This window comes from Enterococcus gallinarum, assembly GCF_021496385.1.
Lineage (GTDB): Bacteria > Bacillota > Bacilli > Lactobacillales > Enterococcaceae > Enterococcus_D > Enterococcus_D gallinarum.
In genome coordinates, this window is sequence record NZ_CP050816.1 from 2,832,295 (window position 1) to 2,853,397 (window position 21,103).

Annotated in this window: 20 protein-coding genes; 5 read left to right on the forward strand and 15 right to left on the reverse strand. The window is 40.4% G+C overall.

What is annotated here, in order from left to right; all coding sequences use genetic code 11:
* Positions 1–3: 3 nt before the first annotated feature.
* From HED61_RS13825 to HED61_RS13865, 9 genes are all read right to left on the reverse strand, one after another.
* Entirely contained in the window at positions 4–780 is a 777-nt protein-coding gene (locus HED61_RS13825; protein WP_219644912.1) for a sulfite exporter TauE/SafE family protein, read from the reverse strand.
* A complete protein-coding gene (locus HED61_RS13830) occupies positions 777–1,886 on the reverse strand; it encodes a radical SAM/SPASM domain-containing protein (RefSeq protein ID WP_219644910.1) in 1,110 nt (369 codons plus the stop codon). The genes HED61_RS13825 and HED61_RS13830 overlap by 4 nt, the downstream gene beginning before the upstream one ends.
* 46 nt (positions 1,887–1,932) lie before the next feature.
* Entirely contained in the window at positions 1,933–3,405 is a 1,473-nt protein-coding gene (locus HED61_RS13835; RefSeq protein WP_029486546.1) for a sulfatase-like hydrolase/transferase, read from the reverse strand.
* Positions 3,406–3,449: 44 nt separating this feature from the next.
* On the reverse strand, positions 3,450–5,345 hold the full coding sequence (locus HED61_RS13840; protein WP_170081255.1) for a beta-glucoside-specific PTS transporter subunit IIABC: 1,896 nt from the start codon (positions 5,343–5,345) through the stop codon (positions 3,450–3,452).
* A gap of 99 nt (positions 5,346–5,444) precedes the next feature.
* The gene (locus HED61_RS13845; RefSeq protein WP_156247963.1) at positions 5,445–6,269 is read right to left on the reverse strand and encodes a PRD domain-containing protein; all 825 of its coding nucleotides are present in this window, start codon (positions 6,267–6,269) and stop codon (positions 5,445–5,447) included.
* A gap of 202 nt (positions 6,270–6,471) precedes the next feature.
* Positions 6,472–7,782, reverse strand: a complete 1,311-nt coding sequence (locus HED61_RS13850) for a DUF438 domain-containing protein (protein ID WP_171918075.1) — start codon at positions 7,780–7,782, stop codon at positions 6,472–6,474.
* A complete protein-coding gene (locus tag HED61_RS13855) occupies positions 7,779–8,012 on the reverse strand; it encodes a DUF1858 domain-containing protein (protein ID WP_003125896.1) in 234 nt (77 codons plus the stop codon). The genes HED61_RS13850 and HED61_RS13855 overlap by 4 nt, the downstream gene beginning before the upstream one ends.
* A 197-nt stretch (positions 8,013–8,209) precedes the next feature.
* A complete protein-coding gene (locus tag HED61_RS13860; RefSeq protein ID WP_219644904.1) occupies positions 8,210–8,938 on the reverse strand; it encodes an ABC transporter permease in 729 nt (242 codons plus the stop codon).
* A complete protein-coding gene (locus HED61_RS13865; protein ID WP_171918076.1) occupies positions 8,935–9,654 on the reverse strand; it encodes an ABC transporter ATP-binding protein in 720 nt (239 codons plus the stop codon). Before HED61_RS13865 ends, HED61_RS13860 begins: the two co-directional genes overlap by 4 nt.
* 95 nt (positions 9,655–9,749) lie before the next feature.
* Here HED61_RS13865 and HED61_RS13870 point away from each other — a divergent pair, with 95 nt between their 5' ends.
* From HED61_RS13870 to HED61_RS13885, 4 genes are all read left to right on the forward strand, one after another.
* Positions 9,750–10,493, forward strand: a complete 744-nt coding sequence (locus HED61_RS13870; protein ID WP_159151273.1) for a polysaccharide deacetylase family protein — start codon at positions 9,750–9,752, stop codon at positions 10,491–10,493.
* Positions 10,494–10,534: 41 nt separating this feature from the next.
* Positions 10,535–11,512, forward strand: coding sequence for an ABC transporter substrate-binding protein (locus HED61_RS13875; RefSeq protein ID WP_219644902.1), 978 nt, complete (start codon positions 10,535–10,537; stop codon positions 11,510–11,512).
* A 193-nt stretch (positions 11,513–11,705) separates the two neighbouring features.
* Positions 11,706–12,071 (forward strand): arsenic metallochaperone ArsD family protein, encoded by a 366-nt coding sequence (locus HED61_RS13880; protein ID WP_003125889.1) that lies wholly within the window; start codon positions 11,706–11,708, stop codon positions 12,069–12,071.
* Positions 12,072–12,171: 100 nt separating this feature from the next.
* A complete protein-coding gene (locus HED61_RS13885; RefSeq protein WP_113849419.1) occupies positions 12,172–12,711 on the forward strand; it encodes an LbetaH domain-containing protein in 540 nt (179 codons plus the stop codon).
* A 4-nt stretch (positions 12,712–12,715) separates the two neighbouring features.
* Here the strand turns inward: HED61_RS13885 and HED61_RS13890 are convergent, their stop codons facing one another.
* Positions 12,716–13,330, reverse strand: coding sequence for a CPBP family intramembrane glutamic endopeptidase (locus tag HED61_RS13890; protein WP_219644901.1), 615 nt, complete (start codon positions 13,328–13,330; stop codon positions 12,716–12,718).
* A 220-nt stretch (positions 13,331–13,550) separates the two neighbouring features.
* Positions 13,551–14,213, reverse strand: a complete 663-nt coding sequence (locus HED61_RS13895) for a YczE/YyaS/YitT family protein (protein ID WP_219644899.1) — start codon at positions 14,211–14,213, stop codon at positions 13,551–13,553.
* A gap of 87 nt (positions 14,214–14,300) precedes the next feature.
* Between HED61_RS13895 and HED61_RS13900 the strand changes: the two genes are divergently transcribed.
* A complete protein-coding gene (locus tag HED61_RS13900; protein ID WP_170081251.1) occupies positions 14,301–14,960 on the forward strand; it encodes a cyclic nucleotide-binding domain-containing protein in 660 nt (219 codons plus the stop codon).
* Positions 14,961–15,012: 52 nt separating this feature from the next.
* Here HED61_RS13900 and HED61_RS13905 read toward each other — a convergent pair whose 3' ends face one another.
* The 4 genes from HED61_RS13905 to HED61_RS13920 form a co-directional block, all read right to left on the reverse strand.
* Positions 15,013–16,455 carry a glycoside hydrolase family 32 protein gene (locus tag HED61_RS13905; protein ID WP_219644897.1) on the reverse strand — a complete coding sequence of 481 codons (1,443 nt, stop codon included), beginning with the start codon at positions 16,453–16,455 and terminating at the stop codon, positions 15,013–15,015.
* A gap of 29 nt (positions 16,456–16,484) precedes the next feature.
* Entirely contained in the window at positions 16,485–17,906 is a 1,422-nt protein-coding gene (locus tag HED61_RS13910) for a PTS transporter subunit EIIC (protein ID WP_219644895.1), read from the reverse strand.
* A gap of 379 nt (positions 17,907–18,285) precedes the next feature.
* Positions 18,286–19,284, reverse strand: a complete 999-nt coding sequence (locus HED61_RS13915) for a LacI family DNA-binding transcriptional regulator (protein WP_138371083.1) — start codon at positions 19,282–19,284, stop codon at positions 18,286–18,288.
* Positions 19,285–19,448: 164 nt separating this feature from the next.
* Positions 19,449–20,759 carry an NCS2 family permease gene (locus HED61_RS13920; protein ID WP_060814017.1) on the reverse strand — a complete coding sequence of 437 codons (1,311 nt, stop codon included), beginning with the start codon at positions 20,757–20,759 and terminating at the stop codon, positions 19,449–19,451.
* Positions 20,760–21,103: the final 344 nt, after the last annotated feature.

Genomic DNA, 21,103 nt, shown 5'->3' on the forward strand with positions numbered 1-21,103 from the left:
TTTCTATAATAATTGATAGCCGTTATAAAGATTGATGGTTAGCACCAAGAGGATGACTGTCTGGAAGACCAGCGTCACTTTTTGTGGTGAGAGGACAGTGCTGACTTTTGCCCCTAACAAACCACCAACAATCGCGGCTGGGATCACAAACCACAAAATCTTTAAGTCATAGAGGCCAAATCCAGTGGTCCCAGCAATCGTCACGATTTTCGCCAATTGAGAGAAAAAAATCGTACAAATCGAATAGACTGTCGCTTCTTTGATTGGCAAAGCAAACATCAGCATCAGCAAAGAAACATTGATCGGTCCGCCGCCGATTCCTAGAAGACTGGCTAGAAAACCAAGGACTAAACCACAGAAGCAATACCAGAAGTTTTTTTTCAGTTGGAATCCGGGCCAGTCATATTTGGTATAAAAGAATGCAAACAACAACGTCACGACGGTCAAAAAGATCTGCACCATCTGTACTTGGTCTTCATTCTGGAAAAACAGCAACAGCTGATCAAAAGCGACATTGCCCAAGATACCGCCTAAGATGGCGCCTCCTGAAACCCAAAGGACGATTTGCCAATTGATCTTATGTCCGCTAGCCAACTGTCTTGCGGTAGAAACCAGCGACATAGTAAAGACTGCTACGGCAGAATAAAACGAGATGGCCGCAACAGAATGGGCGCCGATAAAATCAAAAATGGGTTTGATCAGAACGCCGCCCCCCATGCCTGAAACGGCACCAACCGTATTCGCCAACACGATCACTATAAAATAAATGAACCCAATCACACACTTACCCCCTGTAACAAACCTAAAATCCGATTGATCTGCGGCACAAATTCCTGCAAGAGTTGCTGATGACCGCAATAGTCCCCATCCACATAGATGGCATCTTTCATGCGTTTGCAGCCGCCACGACACATTTTTTGAAACGGGCAACTCAGACATTTCTTTGGCATTTCGGGCCGTTGACACACAAACGTTTTTGCAATGTCCTGTTCAAATAACTGACGCAAGGTCTGTTCTTGAACATACCCCATTCGATAGTCATCTAACACATAGAAATCACAAGGATAAACACTGCCATCTGCTTCAATGACATATTGCACTTGACAGTTTCCTAAGATCCCGCAGGCGGTGACTTGTTGCTTGACCAATAGATTCAAAAGATCATCAAAAAGCTTGATACTCACATAATGCCCCTCCGCTAATTCTTGCAGCCATAACTGCAAAAGCTGGTGGTAAAATCCCGCAAAACGTTTTGGTGTGAGGGCATAACTATTTCTTTCTTTCGCATCTAAATCATCTAAACAAGGAATAAACTGGACAAAATCGATTTTTTGTTCTTTTAGAAAGCGAAAGACTTTCTTAGCCTCTTTAGCCAATGGATTGGTCAGGACACAAAGCACATTGTAGTCAATCTCAAAGTGGTCAAACAGCTGTTTTGTTTGCAGCACTCGCTGAAAAGTTCCTCTTCCTTTCGGATCGACCCGGTGCAGATCATGGTAGAGCGGATGGCCATCGATCGAGAGACCGACCAAAAAATCATGTTCTTTCAAAAAAGCACACCATTTTTCATTGATCATGGTCCCGTTCGTTTGAATCGCATAATGGACCTGTACCTGCTTTTGCTGTTGATCCACTAGTTGGGTCACTTTTCGAAAATAATTGAGGCCCGCCATCGTTGGCTCTCCACCTTGAAACGCTAATGTCAATTGATCACCGTCTTCTAAGTCTGCATAAATATTTTTGATCATTTTCTCTGTCACTTCTTCTTTCATTTTGCCAAACGAACGGACTTCCCTCAAGGAACTGACATTGGCATAAAAGCAGTAGCTGCAGCGAAGATTGCAGAGGGAAGATGCGGGTTTAATCAATACTGAAATATGTTTCATGGTAGAAGCCTCGATTCTAAATAACTTTTTGAAGTTGCTAATTTATTTAATTTCTTAATCCCAAACGAATATATTCACTTTCTGGCACTTCAATTCGATCCATGATTTTTATTAATTTCTGGATCATCCTTTCTTCAACGTCAGGATTATCCAGTGGAGTCAACTGTTGCGGATCCTCCTCCAAGTCAAATAGCAAATGGCCAACTGAATAAGAATCAATGTATGTGGAGACTTCAATTTCTGTATAAGGATACTGATTTGTGAAGCGATTTCCCTTTCTTTGCTTCATGGTATCTAATGCTTCCTTATTGATGAACCCCCTTAACATGGCGTAATTCAATGTTTGGATAGTGATTGGGCCGTTGGAAGGATCAACAGACGCACGCATATACACGTACTTCCCATCATAAATATTGACATGACCGCCATTTGTTCCAAAAATGATTTCATCATGTAAAACAGTCTCCTTAGACTTTAGAGCTGGCAATAATGATTTACCATCCATATCCAATTCATTCGCAATACCAAAATAATCTAATAAAGTTGCAGGAATATCGATCGTTTGGCTTAAAACAGAAGTATGGGTATCCACTTCAGCATTTGGGTAACTGATAAAAAATGGCAAATGGATAATTTCTTCATACATAGGAGCAACATTCTTTCCTAACCAATCATGCTCACCAAGAAGAAAACCATGATCCGTATTAATAATCACCAACGTATCCTGCCACATTTGATTCGTCTCTAGAAAATCAATGACTTTTCCGAGATGATGGTCACACATTGCTATCAATGCAGCATATTCGTTTTGTAATTCAATTAAATCATCGGAAGAAATGTCATCTGTAACCCGACCATACTTTGGCCAAAAATAAGGTGACTCATTTGGACAGTCCTCATAAAGTTTACGATATTTTTCTGGAACAAAAAAGGGTTCATGAGGGTCAAAGCATTCTATTTGCAAAAACCAATTATCTTCTTTTTTATATTCTTCCAAGAAATCAAGTCCAGCTTGAATTGTTTGAACACTCGACATCTCATTTTCATCAACTTGTCTTGTGCGGTTCGCAAAATGCTGTTCAACTGAAATGCCTTGCTTATTCAAAGGATTTATTTCTGCATGGCCTTCAGCAAATTTCCTAGGTACCCAGCGATCACCTTCCTGCCCGCGAAACCCCTCCCAAGTAGAATAGCGATTATGATAGGTTGCCCCTCCATCCTCAAAATAGTGAGAATGGTCGGTCACTAGGTGACAGTAGATGCCATTTTGTTGTAGCACATCAAAAATGGAATGATCAAAAGGCTCCAATTGCCCCCACATGCGATGCATAAAGTTATATCTTCCTGTATGAAGTTCACGACGTGCTGGCATACAAGGCATACTTCCCCCATAAAAATTATCGAAAGTAACCGTTTTTTCCCTTAAGCGATCGAAATTTGGTGTTTGGATCCAATCATTTCCATAATTTGACAGAAAATCTTTTGACAACGTATCAAACATTAGCATGATAGCGCGCATATTTTCCCTTCCCTTCTTTACTATCGTATCATATAGAACACAACTTAATGAATCACTTGAATGACTTCATTAACAATATCTGGGATAACATCCAAATAAGTATCAGTATTTGTTACAACAACCGGTGTGATGATCGAGTAGCCTTTGGATTGAATTTTTTCTTTATCAAATCGAATCAACAGCTCGCCTTTCCTTACTTGCTGTCCTTGTTTTACGTAGGAAGTAAAGAAATCGCCTTTTAAGTTAACAGTATCCATTCCGACATGAATCAACAATTCAATGCCATTCGTAGATTTTAAACCGATCGCATGATTCGTTGGGAACAATGTTTCTACAGTAGCATCGAATGGCGCATAGATCTCTCCATTGCTTGGAACAATCGCTACACCTTTTCCTAATAACCCAGAAGAAAAAGCTTCATCTTCAACATCAGCCAATGTCAGTAAATCTCCTTTAATAGGCATCTCAATCTTTGTTTCCGTCATTAAATAATTATCTATTGCTATCTCTTGCTCTTCCTCTGATTCAGCTTCTTCTCGATCTTCAGTAGGATCATACATGAATGTAATAGTTAAAACAAACGATAGTGCAAATGCCACACTAATTGCAAGTGCATAGCCATAAAAACCACTGCCAATTCCATCACTAGGACTAATATAATTTGGAAGACTAAAAACGCCCATTCCTCCCATGATAAATGATTTTGTCCCAAAGAACCCCATGATCAGACCACCTATGGAAGAAGAAATCAAAGTTGCAATGAATGGTTTCTTACGGGGTAACGTTACCCCGTAAAGGGAGGGTTCAGAGACACCGAAAAGACTAGAAATAAAAGCGGGTATACCGATCGCACGAACAGAATTATTTTTGGATTTAATGATAACCGCTAATACTGCTCCAGCAGTAGCAAATGGAGTTGCTTGTCCTAAAACCATTACAGGATCGTATCCTAATACACCAATATTGTTGATAGCAATCGGGATAATCCCCCAGTGAAGACCAAACATGACAAGAACTTGCCAGATTGCACCCACCGCTATACCAGCAACAATCGGGCTAAACTGATAAATACTTAACACAGCAGCCCCTAAAATATTTCCAATCCATGTGGCTATTGGGCCAATCACGATAAATGTTAAAGGAACCATCAATAAAACTGTTAGAAATGGCACTAAAAAGCTACGTAAAACGCTCGGAATTAATTTGGTAATCACTTTCTCCAATTTCGCTCCAAAGAAAGTTGCAATCACAATTGGGATAACGCTAGAACTATAACTCATCAGAATAACTGGTATACCCAAAAAAGTTACATAAACAGGTGACTCAAAAATCGTACCATTAAATAAGGTATAAAGAGGTTCTGTATTAGCAGTTAACCCTGACAAGGCCGGATAGACCATTGCCGCACCGATAGCCATACCAACAAATTGCTTCAGACCAAATTTCTTTGCTGCGGTATAACCAAGAAAAATTGGAAAGAAATAGAAGAAGCAGTCACCAGCGGCTTGCAAGATGGCATAGGTTCCAGAAGTATTTTCAATCCAACCAAGAGAAACAAAGAGAACGTTTAATCCTTTGATCATTCCAGTAGCTGCCAGTAACCCTAATACAGGTGTGAAAATACCAGAAATAATATCTATAAAAGCATCCAAAGGTCCTTTCTTCTCCTTTTTTTCTTCCGAGGCTTCGTTTGATAACCCAGCATAGTCAATAAACTCTTGATAAACTTCTGGTACGTGGTTTCCGATGACTACTTGATATTGTCCACCACTTTGTACTACTGTAACTACACCTTTCGTTTTTTTCAATGCTCCAGTATCTGCAATTGATTCATCTTTTAAATTGAAACGTAAACGAGTAATACAGTGAGTGAGACCGGCAATATTTTCTTTTCCACCCACATTTTTCAATATTTCCTCAACTAAATCTTTGTATGCCATTTTATTCATCCCCTTATTCATAATCAAAAAGGCAAGACAAATAATTATTCCCAACAAAGGAATAATTATCAGTCTTGCCTGCTTTACCAGTAACAACCTCTATTCGTTCTCTATTAATTTTTGAATGTGTAGCGATAAGTATAACTTTTCATCATCACTTAGAGAGACTTTCAGATACTGCTCAACCAAAATCATCGTTTTGTAAGCTGCTGGGTATTGACTCTGAATGTGCTCCAGCAATGGATTTTGCTTATTCATCTTAGTCCGGGTAGTCAATCGTTGGAAGAAAAAGCGCAAATGAGTGATAAAGCGATCAAACGCAAGCGAATCTTCATTGATTTGAATTTTATTAGATAGACGAATAAGTGAAATAATATCTCTAATTTTCTTTGCAATTAGCTGGACATCTTCAGGTTGATCGATCTCATCTGTCAGCTGAGCATTGATCAAATGCATTGCAATATTCCCTGCTTCTTCTTCTTCGAACTGGATACCCGTTTTTTCATTAATTAAAAATAGTGCTTTTTTCCCTATCTCAAATTCTTTGGGATAAAACTTCTTAATTTCCCATGAAAGGCGGTTATAAATACTCATTCCCTGTTTGTGTAATTTAATCAAATGATATAAATGATCGGTTAAGGATACATATAATGTTTCACTTAACTCATGCTCTAGATCATTTTTAGCTAATCGAATAATATCATCAGCTAAGGAAACGTACTTTGCCGGGATTGATTCCATTAATGTCAAAAAACGTTCAGAAGCTTTGTTTTTATGCAATACAAATACTTTCTCTATTTTCGTCTCGTCTGCTGCTTGTCCCGGTTTCATTTTAAAGCCCAGCCCGGTGCCGATCCAAATAAAATCTTTGCCATCTTTTCCGACCAAAACCGCATTATTATTTAGAATCTTTTTGATCTTCAAGACGTTTCTCACCTCCTTAAAATGAAAAAAGACTATACCTCAATACATGTGTAGGATCCATACACACGTACGAAGGTATAGCCTGCATTATCAGTAACTACCCATTTGATTGTTTATACTATACTATTTATTTGATTTTCGTGCAAGCGTTTTTATCATTTTTTTCTGCTTGCATGTGTTTTGTTGAGTAAATACTCCATTCCTACTCCTCATCCAGTAACCGACTTTGTCCTTCGATCTTTTGGATCTCTGTGATGTCTTGCGTGACTTCCAGACAGCCTAGATATTTCCCCGTTGGATTTTTCAACGCAAAATAGCGAATATAGATTTTTCGTCCCCGCATGTCAATCCAGAAATCAGCTGTTTCTCTTTTGTCTGACCGAAAATCGTCTAAGATTTTTTGAACGATGTGCATACTTTTAGGTGGGTGGCAATTCACTACTTCTCGACCAATCACTGAATTTGTCCGGGGGAAGACTCGACTCTTCCCTTCAGAATAAAAACGTACCCGATCTTCATTGTCCACAAACGTCAAATCGACTGGCAATGTTTGGAACATAGCAATCAACTGTTCCAGCTGCAAGGAACCGGTGGGAAATTCAACGGTTTGGTTCGTGGGAGCAGTCGTTGTCACTGGCGGTTCAGCAAATTCTTCAAACCCAAGTCCCGCGGCAATACCAGCTGTGGTTTCTTGGGCCTGTTTGATGGCCAATTGACGAGCTGGCTCCCGTTCCAATTCTTTCTCCAGTGACTCTTGGCTTGGTTTCCAAGGCAATGGTTCAGGAATATAAGCAAACCCAATGTCAAAGCTATCTTCCGCGATCCGTTGCCAATCCGCTAAACTGAAGACATCCAATGTCATAGGAACCATGATTTCTTCTTCTTTAAAAATCATTTCTTCAATTTCAGATTTTACTGCCTGCCATTTTTCAGCTAGAGGATTATATGCTGCTTTGTCAGTTGCCAAATACTGGTTCAACTCTTTGATCATCTCGCGAATATCATCGTCGACTCCCCACATGACTTTCGGCGGAGCAGAGATGCCATACTTCTCCATATATGAAAAGATCAGCGTTTCTTTTCTTGCATAATGTTTGTCGATCTGTAACAGATCCTGCAGTGCTGATTGCAGACGTCCTTTTTGTGACCAGTCCCCCCTTTTGATTTTCTTGAGCAATCCGTCGATTTCGTCCGTCAATAACGATTGCAGGACTTGGTTTTCTAGCTTGAGGGTATGGACTGGATGACCAGGTTGTCCATATTCTTCATTTGAATGATGGATCTCGTTGATCGATCCCTTAAATACAGCCGCATGAATATTGCATAGACGTTGGATCTCCGAAGGGTCTAAACCGCTTTGAATCAATGCTTTTTCTGCCGAGGTGATCTCAGTGACATCTACGCCGTCAAATTCTTCATTGAATAAGCGTTTGGCTTCTTCAAAAGAACCGCCTTGATGAAGCAAGCTCAAAATTTCGACGATTCGTTCTTGCCGTTGTTCCTTCGTTCTCATTTGTCGACTCCTTTCACAAGAAAACCTTGATTTTCAAAAGATTGAATGATTTTTTCCAAAGGTATCTTTTTCATTTGTGCGCCTTTAGGAATCGTCATATAGCGACCGGCAGTTTGGAGCATGCCGGGTTTATTGATGGCAGTAAAGCCAAGTTTGCTCATAATATCTTTGATTTCCGGATGTTCCGACACTAAATCAAAGAGATTTTTTGAGAAATCTGCTTCTTTCATTCTTATCCTTCCTTCTACTGAGAATAATTCTCAATCAACTGCATATATTATATACGAAATTGCTCACAATTACACGATCATTTCCAAATTTATCTCCCCTCACTTGGCACAAAAAGAAAAGAACCACTTCTCGACCTCTGCGAGCGAATGATTCTTTAATAGCAAGATGAAACTCTTGATTTAGTGATGGAAAATAATCAGCTGCGATAGCGACACACCCATTTTTCTAATCCATCCACCACACCAAAGAAGAAAAAGCCCATCAATGCAATCACAACAATGCCTGACAGCATTTGCTCATAATCCATTTTAGACCAAGCACTCAAAATCAAGTACCCGACGCCATAAGTCGTATTATAGTTTTCCGCAAAGAACAAGGAGGCAAGCGAGATACCAATACTTACCCGCATGCTGGCAAACAATGCCGGCAGGATTGCTGGCAAAATCAAGAAACGGATCTGATGCAGCGGGTTTTGCGTGTAATTTTGCATCACTTGAAAGTAAGTTGCTGGGATTTCTTTTACCCCATCTCGAATCGAAACCACAACTTGAATCACGATCACCGAAAAAATCAGGATCACCTTTGAAACATTCCCTAAACCAAAAAAGATCATGAAAACTGGTAGAAAAGCGACCTTTGGAATCGGATATAAGAAATAGAGCAGAGGATCAACGATTGCTGCTATTTTTGTTCTTCCGAGAAAAATCCCTAAAGGTATACCGATCAGCAACGCAAAAAACAGTGAGATCAGGACACGAATCATACTGGCCCCTGCATGTAACCCTAATTCTGCACGCAATTGCCAAAATCGTTGGAAAGTTTGATAAGGGTCCGGCAGCGAACGGTTATCCGCTAACAAGCTGATTCCCCACCATAACAATAAAAACGACATTGCCCCCCACAAAAAAGAACGTCCGGCTTTCATCTGACTTCTCCTCTCATCTTCTTTTTCAATGCCAATGAAAAAGCATAAAAGTCCATCGTCTCACGGCGGTTAGCTTGGTGGAAAACTGGGTTTTTGATCTGATGTATTCGATGTTCTTGAACCAATAGGATCGTCTCGCCAAGGTAAGCAGCTTCTTCTGTATCATGGGTCACTACGACTAAACCGTTCGCAAGTCGTTGTTGCTCAGATAAAATCAGATTTTGCGTACGTTCTTTGGTTTCCTGATCCAAAGACGATGTCGGCTCATCTAACAGTAAAAATGCTGGACTGGTCACTAATCCTCTTGCCATTGCCACTCGCTGTCTTTGGCCGCCACTCAGTTGACTAGGGAAACGCGCTTTGAAAGAATCTAGTTCTAACGCTTGTAAGCACGTTTCGACTAACTTTTCTCTTTGGTTTTTGGGGACTTTTTTGATTTGAAGAGGCATTTCTACCGCTTGATAAACTGTCTGCCACGGAAACAGACGTAAGTCTTGAAAAACCAATTCGATCTCAGAAGGATGGTTATCGCCATAATCGATATGACCTGATTGCGGCAGCTGCCACCCTTTCAACAATGAGAGCAGTGTGCTTTTACCAACCCCTGATTTTCCCAAGACGACGTATGTATGGCCCTTATCTAAGGTTAAATCTAGATTGTTAAAGATTAAGCGATCTTGAAATGAAAATGCGACTGATTCTAAATGAATCGCCATAAATTGGCTCCTTCTTTCTAAAAAATAGTTGTTCCCTCTTTCACATTCTATGCTATACTGATTGTTGCGAAAAAAAATAGAAAGGGATGCATTTGATGTTCCGCACACTTGTGTTTCATGAAATACGACCAGACAATGAGTTAAGTGAGCAACCACGACCAATCGAAGTTGCCGATGGCTATCAAGATGCTCTTCCACTGCCGTTATTCAATAGCTGTTCTCATTTTAAACAACAAATCGACTTTTTGAAAGCAGAAAAATATCATACCCTTACTTTGGAGGAAGTCAAAGACTACTATCTTCAAAAGAAAGCTTTACCAGAAAAAGCGGTTTTGTTGACGTTTGATGATTGCTACCAATCCATGAGGGAATATGCCTACCCGTTATTGAAAGAGGCCGGCTTCAAAGCGACCGCTTTTGTTGTCAGCGGTTGGTTGTTTGCTGAACCGAGCCCTTATAAGCCGGCTGTTTCCAAAACACTCAGTCGCTCGGAATTGAACGAAATGAGTGATGTTTTTGAATACGCCAATCATACGACTCACTTCCATGAACGAAAAGGAATGATGGGCCGCTCAATGTGGGAACCGGCTGAAAAATTTGCGGCTGATTTAGATTGCTGCAATCAAACTGTAGCGATACAAGATGTTTTTGCTTATCCCTTTGGTTTCTATGATCAACAGACGATCAAAACACTAGAAGCGAAAGGTTTTGTCTTGTCATTCACGACGATTCCAGGGTTCAACACCCTAGAAACCCCACGCATGGAACTACGAAGAGACATTATTCCCTTCTCATTGGATAAGACATCTTTTGAACAATTATTCAAAAAGACCCATTAAGAACATCCCTTCAAGGAATAAATAAGAAAGAGGAACGAAAAATGAAAAAAACGATTTTATTTACTTGCTTATCATTATTGGCTTTAGGAGTTGCTGCTTGCGGAAACAATTCAGATTCCACTTCAGAAACTAAGACAACTGACACCTCTGCGACAACTGCTGAAGTGACCGATCAAACGTTGAATGTGGGGATTTTACCAGCAGAATCTGCGATTCCAATTATTCTGGCCAAAGAAGAAGGCTATTTTAAAGATTTAGGTCTAAATGTAGAAATCAAATCTTTTACTTCTCCAAATGATCGCAATGTTGCCGTACAAGCCAAAGAATTGGACGCAACTATCAGTGATGTGATGACAGAAGCGACGTTTAAGCAAAATGGCATTGACATGACAATCACTTCGGACATTCTAGAAGACTTTAAAGTCTTAGCTTCGCCAAATTCAGGCATCTCTGAAATGAAAAGATTGGCTGATAAAAAGATTACCCTTGTACCGAACTTCATTTTAGAATACATCATGGACCAGTTTGCTGCTGAAAATGATTTTACTTATCAAATCGTTGACATTGCTTCTTTTGCGGCTCGTTCTGAGGCACTATTAAGCGATCAAGTTGATGGTGCTGTCTACACAGAACCGCAAGCGAGTATGTTAGCCGCTCAAGGTGCAATTGTTTTGGGCAGTTCCAAAGAAGCTGGCATCAAAGGTGGTACCTTGCAATTTATGACTGATGTGGTAAAAGATCGACCACAAGATGTTGCCGCATTTTATCAAGCTTACGATCAAGCCATCGATTATATGAACAGCCACAAAGCTTCTGAATATGCTGATATCTTAGCCGACTATCAGTTCCCAGATGCCATGAGTACTTACTTAGATAGCCAAAAAGAAGACTATCCTTATGCTGCCAAAGTCCCACAGGACCAACTAGACAAAATCGTGGCTTGGACTAAAGACAAAGGACAAATTGATCAAGCTTACACTTATGATGAATTGACTGATTTTAGTTTCTTAGCGAACTAATTCCTGATCACTTATTACACAAAACCAATACTCGAATCCATCAAAGCCAGTGCTGTGATAGATTCGAGTGTTTTTTATCCAGCCATTATTTGACGGATGCTCGGTCACCGAGTATCATTCACTAAAGGGTTGTGAGCGATGAAAACTACTTTATCTGTTCGTTTCACTACATAAGAAAGGGAGAAAATATACCATGCCCAAAATTGATCTTTATTTACTGCAAAAGCCAGAAGAGACACAATTTTATGACTATTTACCTCAATCGGAGTCTTGGCACAGCGCCTATAAACAACTTCATGGTGAATCCTTGGTGATTCATTCTTCTGTTTTGACTGAAAGCATTCTGCCTTTCATTACTCACCCACTTGTATTGGAACTTCTAGAGCAAGAAGATCTCGCGTGCTTGCCTTTAGTTTTTGCAGAAAACAACCTTTATTGTAAGGGGCGTCTTCCTACGCTCACCGAATGGGAAGAATTGACACACGTTGGTATTTCGATTCAGGAATTAGATGAATCACCGAGCGCCACGAAAACAGCGGTCTATCATGATCTTATATGATGGGGAAAACTATCCGCTAAACTGTCGTTGGTAAGCCTTCTCCTGATGAAAGATTCGGTCTTTATAGCTATAAAAAACAACTATGAATGAGAGTGAAATTATGGAAACGATGACTTTTGAAGAATTAATCCAAATCAACTGTTTTTCTGAAGAAAAAGAAGAACGAAAGAAAGCAGCTGAATTATTAGAATATCGTTATGGCTGCGAGATTCGTTGTGGTGAGATGGACAAAAGTGTCCGCTTTGCTCACCATGCTCGCGGCTGTACGATCATTGCTGCGAAACTTTGCGCCAATGTTGTGATTTTCCAGAATGTAACGATTGGTTCAAATCAGCGGTTTAACCGGAAAAAGAATGCCTGGGAAAATCTGGGCACACCTATTTTAGCAGAAAATGTAGTCGTTGCAGATGGTGCCAAAATTCTTGGCCCAGTCATCATCGGTGAAAATACTGTGATTGGAGCAGGCGCCATTATTACCAAAGACATTCCTGCCAATAGTGTAGCCTTTGGCGTCAATCAGTACAAACCAAAAAATCCCGACTTCGATCTTATCATCAATGACCAAAATATCTCTGGAGAAGAGATCATGCGGATCAACGCAGAACGCGTAGCCGCATTTAATCAGCAAAATCAACGCTAGCAGATCATCCGATTATCGCTAGCAAGACAACCAAGGAATTATAAGCGATATGAGCAAACACAGACTCCCATGGATTTTTGTTGCGCAAATAGACGATTGTCAGCCAAAATCCAATAATAAAGTAAGGGTATAACAAAAAAATATTACCATTAGCATTAACAATATGGGCCCACGAAAACAACAAAAGACTGCACAATGTCGTAACAATTCTCAGCCATCTTTTTCTACCAGTATAAATTAGCGTATAGCGATAGAACATTTCTTCGAACAATGGGCCTACTACTAATGCCCCCAATAGTAAAGGAACGGTTCTCTGAGACGATGGATAATAAAAAGTCATTGATTGTTCACCTGGAAAGATAATCTGGTTGAAGATAACCGTTGTTAAAAGAATCGCTACAAATGTCAGTAAGCCTATTTTTATCAATGAGAGAACCTTCAGTTCTTTTAAACGATCCAACAAATCCCTATAAAAAAGGATAACAAAGAAACAAAGCAACACTAGCTTGGCGCCCAACTCATGATAGCCCATTAAAAATTTCGCATAGGAAGAAGGAATTCCATGTATGGCTATTCCTTTCCAGATAACAAAAGCCAAAAGAAAAAGCAGTTTCTTCAAGTCTTCACCCCTTTTTGAGTAGTTTCACTAGAATTGCATGGTGCTTCGCTTCACAATTAACCTCTATCAGGATTCTTCTCGTTCCGTTCTTTCTCATGATTCTCTTTGGGTAGTTTTTAGATTATTCTCAGCATTTTTTTATTCACACTACAATTATACACTATAAAAAGGAATCAAAAAAACATTCATCCGAAAGAATGAATGTTAATCAGACATTTTTTTACTGAACAATGTCATTGACTGATTGGTTTTTTAGGAAGAACAGAAATGACCGTTCTCGCGACCAAGAGATAGCACCAGATAACAAGAATAAGCTAATGGCCGTTCCTTCCCTCACAACCAAAGGAAATGAAAAAGCTGTAGAAAGGCCGATTGAAATTATGACACACAGCACATCAACACTATACCGATATTGTTTGAAGGAAAAGCGACTTCTATCAGCCATCAGCTGACAAAAATTTTCAATAGGAAATTTCAAGTGATTGAGTCGCAACACTTGTCCCGTAGCGAGTCCTGAAATCAATGTCCCAATGATAAAACATGTGACTTGTGCCAAATAGTTTGGCACTGTCAGTTTTGGCAGTAAGCCATATAAAATACCATTGACTAAATTGCCAAAGAAAAGCAATGCTGCCATCATAATCAAATAGTTGATCCATTTCCGATAACGGCTTTTTTGACTGTGGTCCAGAAACCAACAAGTGACTAAGAAAAGCAGATTGATGGCTGTCGTAATGGTTCCGACCTTGATACCTGTGATTGTGGATAGTGAGACATTCAATGAATTAAAGCTGCTTATACCAACAGCTGCTTTGATTGTCAAGCTGATCCCTAATGCGCTGATACCATAGAAAAACAGTGACCAAAAGAGGGTTCGTTTCATATAAGATCTCCTTTCATTTGCTCCTCCTCCATTATGTGGTATGCTAAGAAAAACAAGTAGGAGATTTCTCCTAGAAAGAGAGAAAAAATGAAACGAACCCTTTATCCTGTTGCCAAAAAGTTTCATCAATTCGACTTGCCTTTTTCCACTGGAACATTAGAACAGTCCTCTGTTTACGAGTTTTCTCACAACGAGATCATACAAGAAGAAGCCGGGACACTGACTCACTTGTACGTGATCCTTGAAGGAAAAGCAAAGATTATCAAGTCTCAAGCCAATGGCAAGCGATCGATTTTACAATTTTTGCATTCCGGTGATTTCATTGGAGATCTGACCTTAGTGTCCGCTGAAAAAACGACCAAAGAAGTTTTAGCGATCGGTCCAACTGTTTGCTTAGCGCTTCCTATCGATCATGCCAAGCAAGTATTGATGCAAGACATTGATTTTGTCAAAATGATCAGTCAATATATCGGCGATAAATTAATTAGACGGATGGAACATTTCTCCATCAATCAGACTTACCAATTGAATTATCGCTTGGCGCTGTTGCTCTTGGAAGTAGCTGTAGCGGGAATTTATCAAGAAAAACTCACAGAAACAGCAGAATACCTTGGTGTCAGTTATCGGCACTTGACCTACACGTTAAAAACATTCAAAGAAAACGATTGTGTCTATCGTGAATCTAGGGGTTATCGCATCAATGAAGCAAACCTTAAGCAATTGATTCGATCGATGCAACGCGAATAGACACGCTCTTTTCCTTCTATCACGCTTCTTTGCTGATTGCGCATGCTATTTGCTAATTTGAGAATGGCCACAGTTGAATAGCCAAACTGCCAGTCCCTGAGAAGACGATTTGGTCTTGCTCTTTTTGCGGATAAAGTCTGGAAGTAAAGGTATACTCCCCATTGTTTATGAACACTTCCATCGATGAAGTGTCCATAAACAGTTGGATCTGTCGTAATTCTGATAGTTGAATGCTTCTTTTTTTGCGTCCATAGCCGGAAGGCCCATGAGAAAGAGTAAAAATATGACCATCATAAGAGAGAATCGTGTCTTGGCGCAAGAGAAGCTGCAGTTTTTTTGTCTGTTGGGTTAGCTCTACCTGCAGTTCGTAGACCTCTCCAGCTAATTTTGGAGCAGTAACGCTATCCTTTAACTCGACGTTCCAGAAGAAAGGCTTTCCACGTAATTTTTGATATTCTGGCAATGGTTGTTGGATCAATCGTTGCCCATTGAAGCTCAGTTCTCGCGGCAATGTCGCCGCATGCTGCCATCCTCGAGTAACAGTGGGATTCGAGTATTCAGGACTTGTGTCCCCTAATCCCATCCAGCCCCATAACAATCTGCGCCCTTTTTGATCCAAGAACGTTTGCGGAGCATAAAAATCAAACCCTCGATCCAATTCCACGAAATCCGATGTTGGCTTAAATTTCAAATTTTTCCAATCTACTTCCCCTAATAAGTAGCCAGACTGGTATAAATTATTGAAAGCATAAGCTTGCGGATCTACTCCCTGTGGTGAAAAAAGTAAAATATCTTGTCCGTCAAGTTGAAAGAAATCGGGACATTCCCACATATAACCAAGGGAATAATCATCCCCTAAAAATATCCCTTGATAGGTCCATTGTGAAAGATCCTCTGACTGATAAATCAAAATCTTTCCTTCACTTTCCCGAGTTCGAGCCCCTAAGATCATATAGTAACGGCCCTCTTTTTCAAATACTTTTGGATCACGGATATGATCGGTAAACCCTGCAGGATATGCTTCATGCGGGATCACTACTTCTTGTTTTTCAATCGAATAACCATCACTAATCACATGGACCGTATTTTGTTCTCTGCCACTAAAAGTATAATCATGGTCCCCTTCGTTTTTCACATTTCCTGTATAAAAGAAATGGATCTGATCATCCTTTACAATCGCACTGCCAGAAAATACACCATTTCGATCATACGAATGTTCTGGTGAGAGAAAAATTGCTTCTTCTTTGAAGTCTACCAAATTGGTTGACGTTTTATGTCCCCAATGGGGTGCTTCTTTTCCTGCAGGATTTTGAGGAACATATTGATGGTAGAAATGATAAACCCCATTAAACTGACAAAGCCCATTGGGATCATTCATCCACCCAGTTTCCGGCATTAAATGAAAGTACAGTCGCCAGTTATCCTGAGCGATCTTTGCTTTTAGTTCCGATTGTTGTTCCAGCTCTTGCCAGGCTTCTTTTGCACACAAATCCATCCACCACTTTCTTCTCTACAATTTTTCCATTAATTCTCGGTTGCGCTTAACGTTTGAAGGTCATCCTCAATCGTTGTTTCTTCATTCAATTCATCGGAAATCTTTCTCCGCTGCAGTTGGACGCAGGCAAAGCCCACACTAAACGCAATGAGGATCACTGCAATGTATTTCAACATGGCGCCGAAATCTCCTGTATACAACAACAAACCAGGAATAAATGTAATGCCCATTCCTGTTGCTGCCAATTGAAAAACATACGTCATCAAGCCGCCGATGGCCCCCCCAACCATGCCAGAAGCAAAAATACGCAAGGACCGAAGATTGATCCCAAACAATAATGGTTCCGTGATCCCAAACAAGGTTGGTACAGCCGCACTAATGGCATTCGAGCGTTTGACTTTGTTTCGGTAAAGAAAAGCAGCTGCGATTGCTGCCCCAAATTGTCCTGCCATACTCGCTGTTCCTAGAACTTGCAAGACATTCTCTCCTGAAGTATTTAATAAACCAAGTTCGATGATGCTCAATGAATGATGCAAACCGGTGATAACAATCAATTGCTGAACCGCTGCATATAAGATATAGCCAATACCAAAAGGCGCTTGTACGAGGTAAACAATGCCGTTGATCACTGCTTTTTCTGCAACTTGCAAAATGGGACCTAATGCAAATAAAACTAATGTCAGCGTCACTACGATAGTCAGAAATGGGGTGACGACTAAATCCATCATTTGTGGAACAAATTTTCTAAATCCTTTTTCTAATTTGGAAACAAGCCAACCAACAATAATTGCGGGGAAAATCGAACCTTGGTACCCTGAAATAGAAAGACCGAATAAATGTAGCGGCTGTGCATCGCCACTAGCAACTGCCCAAGCATTGGGTAACTGAGGTGCTACCATCATCAAACCAACAACGATCCCGATGATCGGATTACCGCCAAATTTTTTGGTGGCACTATAAGCAATCAATACAGGTAAGAAAGCAAAGGCTGTATCTGTCAGCATTTCAAAGAGCGCATACCAGTCCGCACTAAAAGGAACCCCTAATTCAACTAGCAGACCACGGATCCCCATCAAAAGTCCAGTTGTAACTAATGCCGGAATCAATGGCACCAACACATCAGAAAGAGTACGAACAACTTTCTGAACAGGCGTCAGATTGGAATAAACATCTTCTTTAAAGGCTGTCTGCTGCTCACCATCTTTACCCATTGTTTGAGCAAAAGCCTCATAAACTTCATTTACTTTTCCAGTCCCAAAAATAAACTGATGCTGTCCTGTATTAAAGAAATAACCTTTGCTTTCAGAAATGTTTTCTGCCTTCTTTTTGTCTAGCAAAACATCATTTTTCAAAATAATGCGTAGTCGAGTGGCACAATGCTCATAATTTTTAACGTTTTCCTTACCACCCACTGCTTGGAGCAACTGATCAATGATTTTCTGATCTTTCATTTTAATTTTCCTCCATTTCAACTCACCTTATTTTATGGAACCGGTTCTACAAAAAGGATAACAGAAACCGTTTGCAAAATCAACCCGTTTTATCAAAAAAAGACTGCGACAAAGTCATCATCCAACAAGTTAAACCAAATCATATGCTGTTGCGATAGATTCCTCGGACTTTTGCGACGAGGAGCCACTGCACCGCAGGAGCAATAATAGAGACTGTGACAAAGTCATCATCCAACAAGTTAAACCGAATCATATGCTATTACGATAGATTCCTCGGACTTTTGCGACGAGGAGCCACTGCACCGCAGGAGCAATAATAGTTAAGGTTCGGATAGTGTTACTTGTCGGAGACTTATGGCACAGTCCCTTTCACGAATCATTATGGTATTTGTTCTATGGGAATCGTTGATTGTTTGATCACCAGTTGATTCGGTAACTTGATCAATTCTGGCACTTGAACTTTTTGGATCAACTTCTGGATCGTTTCCACCGCATCGACACCTAACTGGTGGTAAGGATAGTGAGTGGTCGTGATCGTCGGAAAGACATAATCCGTCGAATCATATCCACCGAAGCCGCTAAGGGAGAAATCCTCCGGCACTCGCAAGCCTAACTCATGTGCGGCTTTCAATACGGCAACAGCAATGTTGTCTGTGGCACAGGCTAAGTAGGTCGCTTGATTCTCTTTTAGAAATAAGCGAGCTTTTTGATAGGTTTCACTTCTGGAAAAAGACGTTTCGATGAAAGATAATTTGGTCCCTTCCATTTGAGCGACCACATCCGTAAAGCCTTTTTTTCTCAAGATCCCTACTGCTTCGTCTTTTTCAGTCACTCCGATAAACAAAAAAGACCGATGGCCGAGTTCAATTGCATACTCTGCCAGTTTCTCTCCCGCACGATAATCATCATGGACAATCGAATGGACTCCTTGTAAGTGTTGACCCAACATCAGTACAGGAACGGTCAATTGCTGCAAGACTTGTGCTAGCTCACTCGTGATCTCTCTAGCAAGCATAATGATACCAGCAACCTTTTGCTTGACCAGCATCTCAATATTTTCTAATTCGCGTTGTTCATTTTGATTAGAATTCGTGATTAACAATTGATACCCATTCTTTCGAGCTGTTTCATCGATCCCTTCTAACACACTGTTGGTGGAAGGAGAATCCAGCCTAGGAATGATCACTCCCAACAGTTTTGTGTCTTGTGCTTTTAAACTGCGGGCAAACGTATTGGGCCGATAGCCGGTCTCTTCAATAATTGCATCAATTTTTTTACGTGTTTGCTCGCTAACATAGCCATTATTCAAATAGCGGGAAACGGTGCTTTTCGCAACGCCTGCTTTTTCAGCGATATCTTTAATCGTTACCGTTACCATAGTCACCCTACTTTGCTTTTTCTTTTATTATACCAAGAACTGAAACAAAAATAAGCACTGATTCTCTTTCGGATGCCATTCACTTCATCAAAAGATAGGAAGCCACAAAAAAAGATGCTTGCTAGCTCTTTCATGAGTAGCAAGCATCCGTTTATTTCTCGTGATCAAACGTTCAAGATCCACATAAAACCAATAAAGACAAAGAATAACACATACATGATCGGTGAAACTTCTTTACCACGTTTGGCCGCAATCATTGTGATTGGATAGAAAATGAAACCTAGCGCGATCCCGTCAGAAATACTATAAGTCAAAGGCATGCCTAATAAAATCAGAAAAGAAGGAATCGCGATTTCCATTTCATGCCATTTAATTTCTTTTAGTGATTGTGCCATCAGTACTCCGACAACAATCAATGCTGGTGCTGTAACCTGAGAGGTTACTACTGATAAAAGCGGAGAAAAGAATAGACCAAATAAAAAGAAAATACCTGTGGTCACAGCTGTTAGTCCAGAACGACCGCCGACAGCGATCCCTGCTGAAGATTCCACATATGCGCCTACTGGAGAAGTTCCTAGTAATGATCCTGCCAACATTGCTGTCGAATCTGACGCTAATGCTTTCCCCACTCGAGGCATCTTATTGTCTTTCATGAAACCTGCTTGATTGGCTAAACCAACTAACGTACCGGCAGTATCAAAGAAAGTGACTAGTAAGAATGTTAGGACAACGACCCACATTTGCAATGTGTTGATGTCACCGACATGCTTCAATGCGACTAAAAAAGTCGACGACATACTAGGTGCTGCCGAAACGATCGAACTTGGTGCGTGGATCAAACCTGTCACTAAACCAAGAATGGTCGTCGCTGCCATCCCAATGAAAATCCCGCCAGGTACTCGACGAACCATCAACACAGCCGTAATGACCAAGCCAAAGATCGTTAACCATGTCGTACCTACACTCAATGATCCTAAGGCAACTAACGTTGAATCGTCGGAAACAATGATCCCACCTTCACTAAGACCAAGGAAAGCAATGAACAAGCCTATCCCACCAGAAATAGCATATTTCAAGTCGGAAGGAATCGCATCAATGATCATTTCACGAAGTTTAAAAATCGTGATTGCAATAAAAATCAGCGAAGCGACAAAAACACCGGCTAGTGCCGTTTGCCAAGGCACACCCATCCCGATACAGACTGAATAAGAAAAGAACGCGTTGATTCCTAACGCAGGAGCTGTCGCAATCGGGTATTTTGCCAAGACTCCCATCAAAATACATCCGAGGGCACTTGCTAATGCTGTGGCTGTAAAGACCGCTCCCTCATCCATACCAGAAGCACCAAGGACCGTTGGATTGACAAAAAGAATATAGGCCATTGAAATAAATGTCGTGAATCCAGCCAAGAGTTCCCGCTTGATGGTCGTGTTGAGCTCATCAAGCCCAAAATAAGAGTGAAGCACATTTTTCATTTTTTGAATCCTCCATTATTCAGATAGGCGCGATTATTTTCCCTCTGAATCCTTATTAAAACAACGAAATCAATGATATACCAACTTTTCCTCTAAGTAAATAAACTTTTCTAAAAATTTCAGAACTATTTTCATTTTCATTTAAGATGCTAAAACCGCTTATTTCCCATACACAGTGCCTCATACTCGTTATGCTTCGATTGTACCACTTGAATAGTAAAAACAAAAAAAAGTCTGTACTGTCAGAAACAAAAATAGGCAGCCAAAGAACGATCATCTTTTCCGCAGAAAAGCCAATCCTACCTGACAGAAAGATCCTATCAGGATTTCTTTTGCTGACCTAT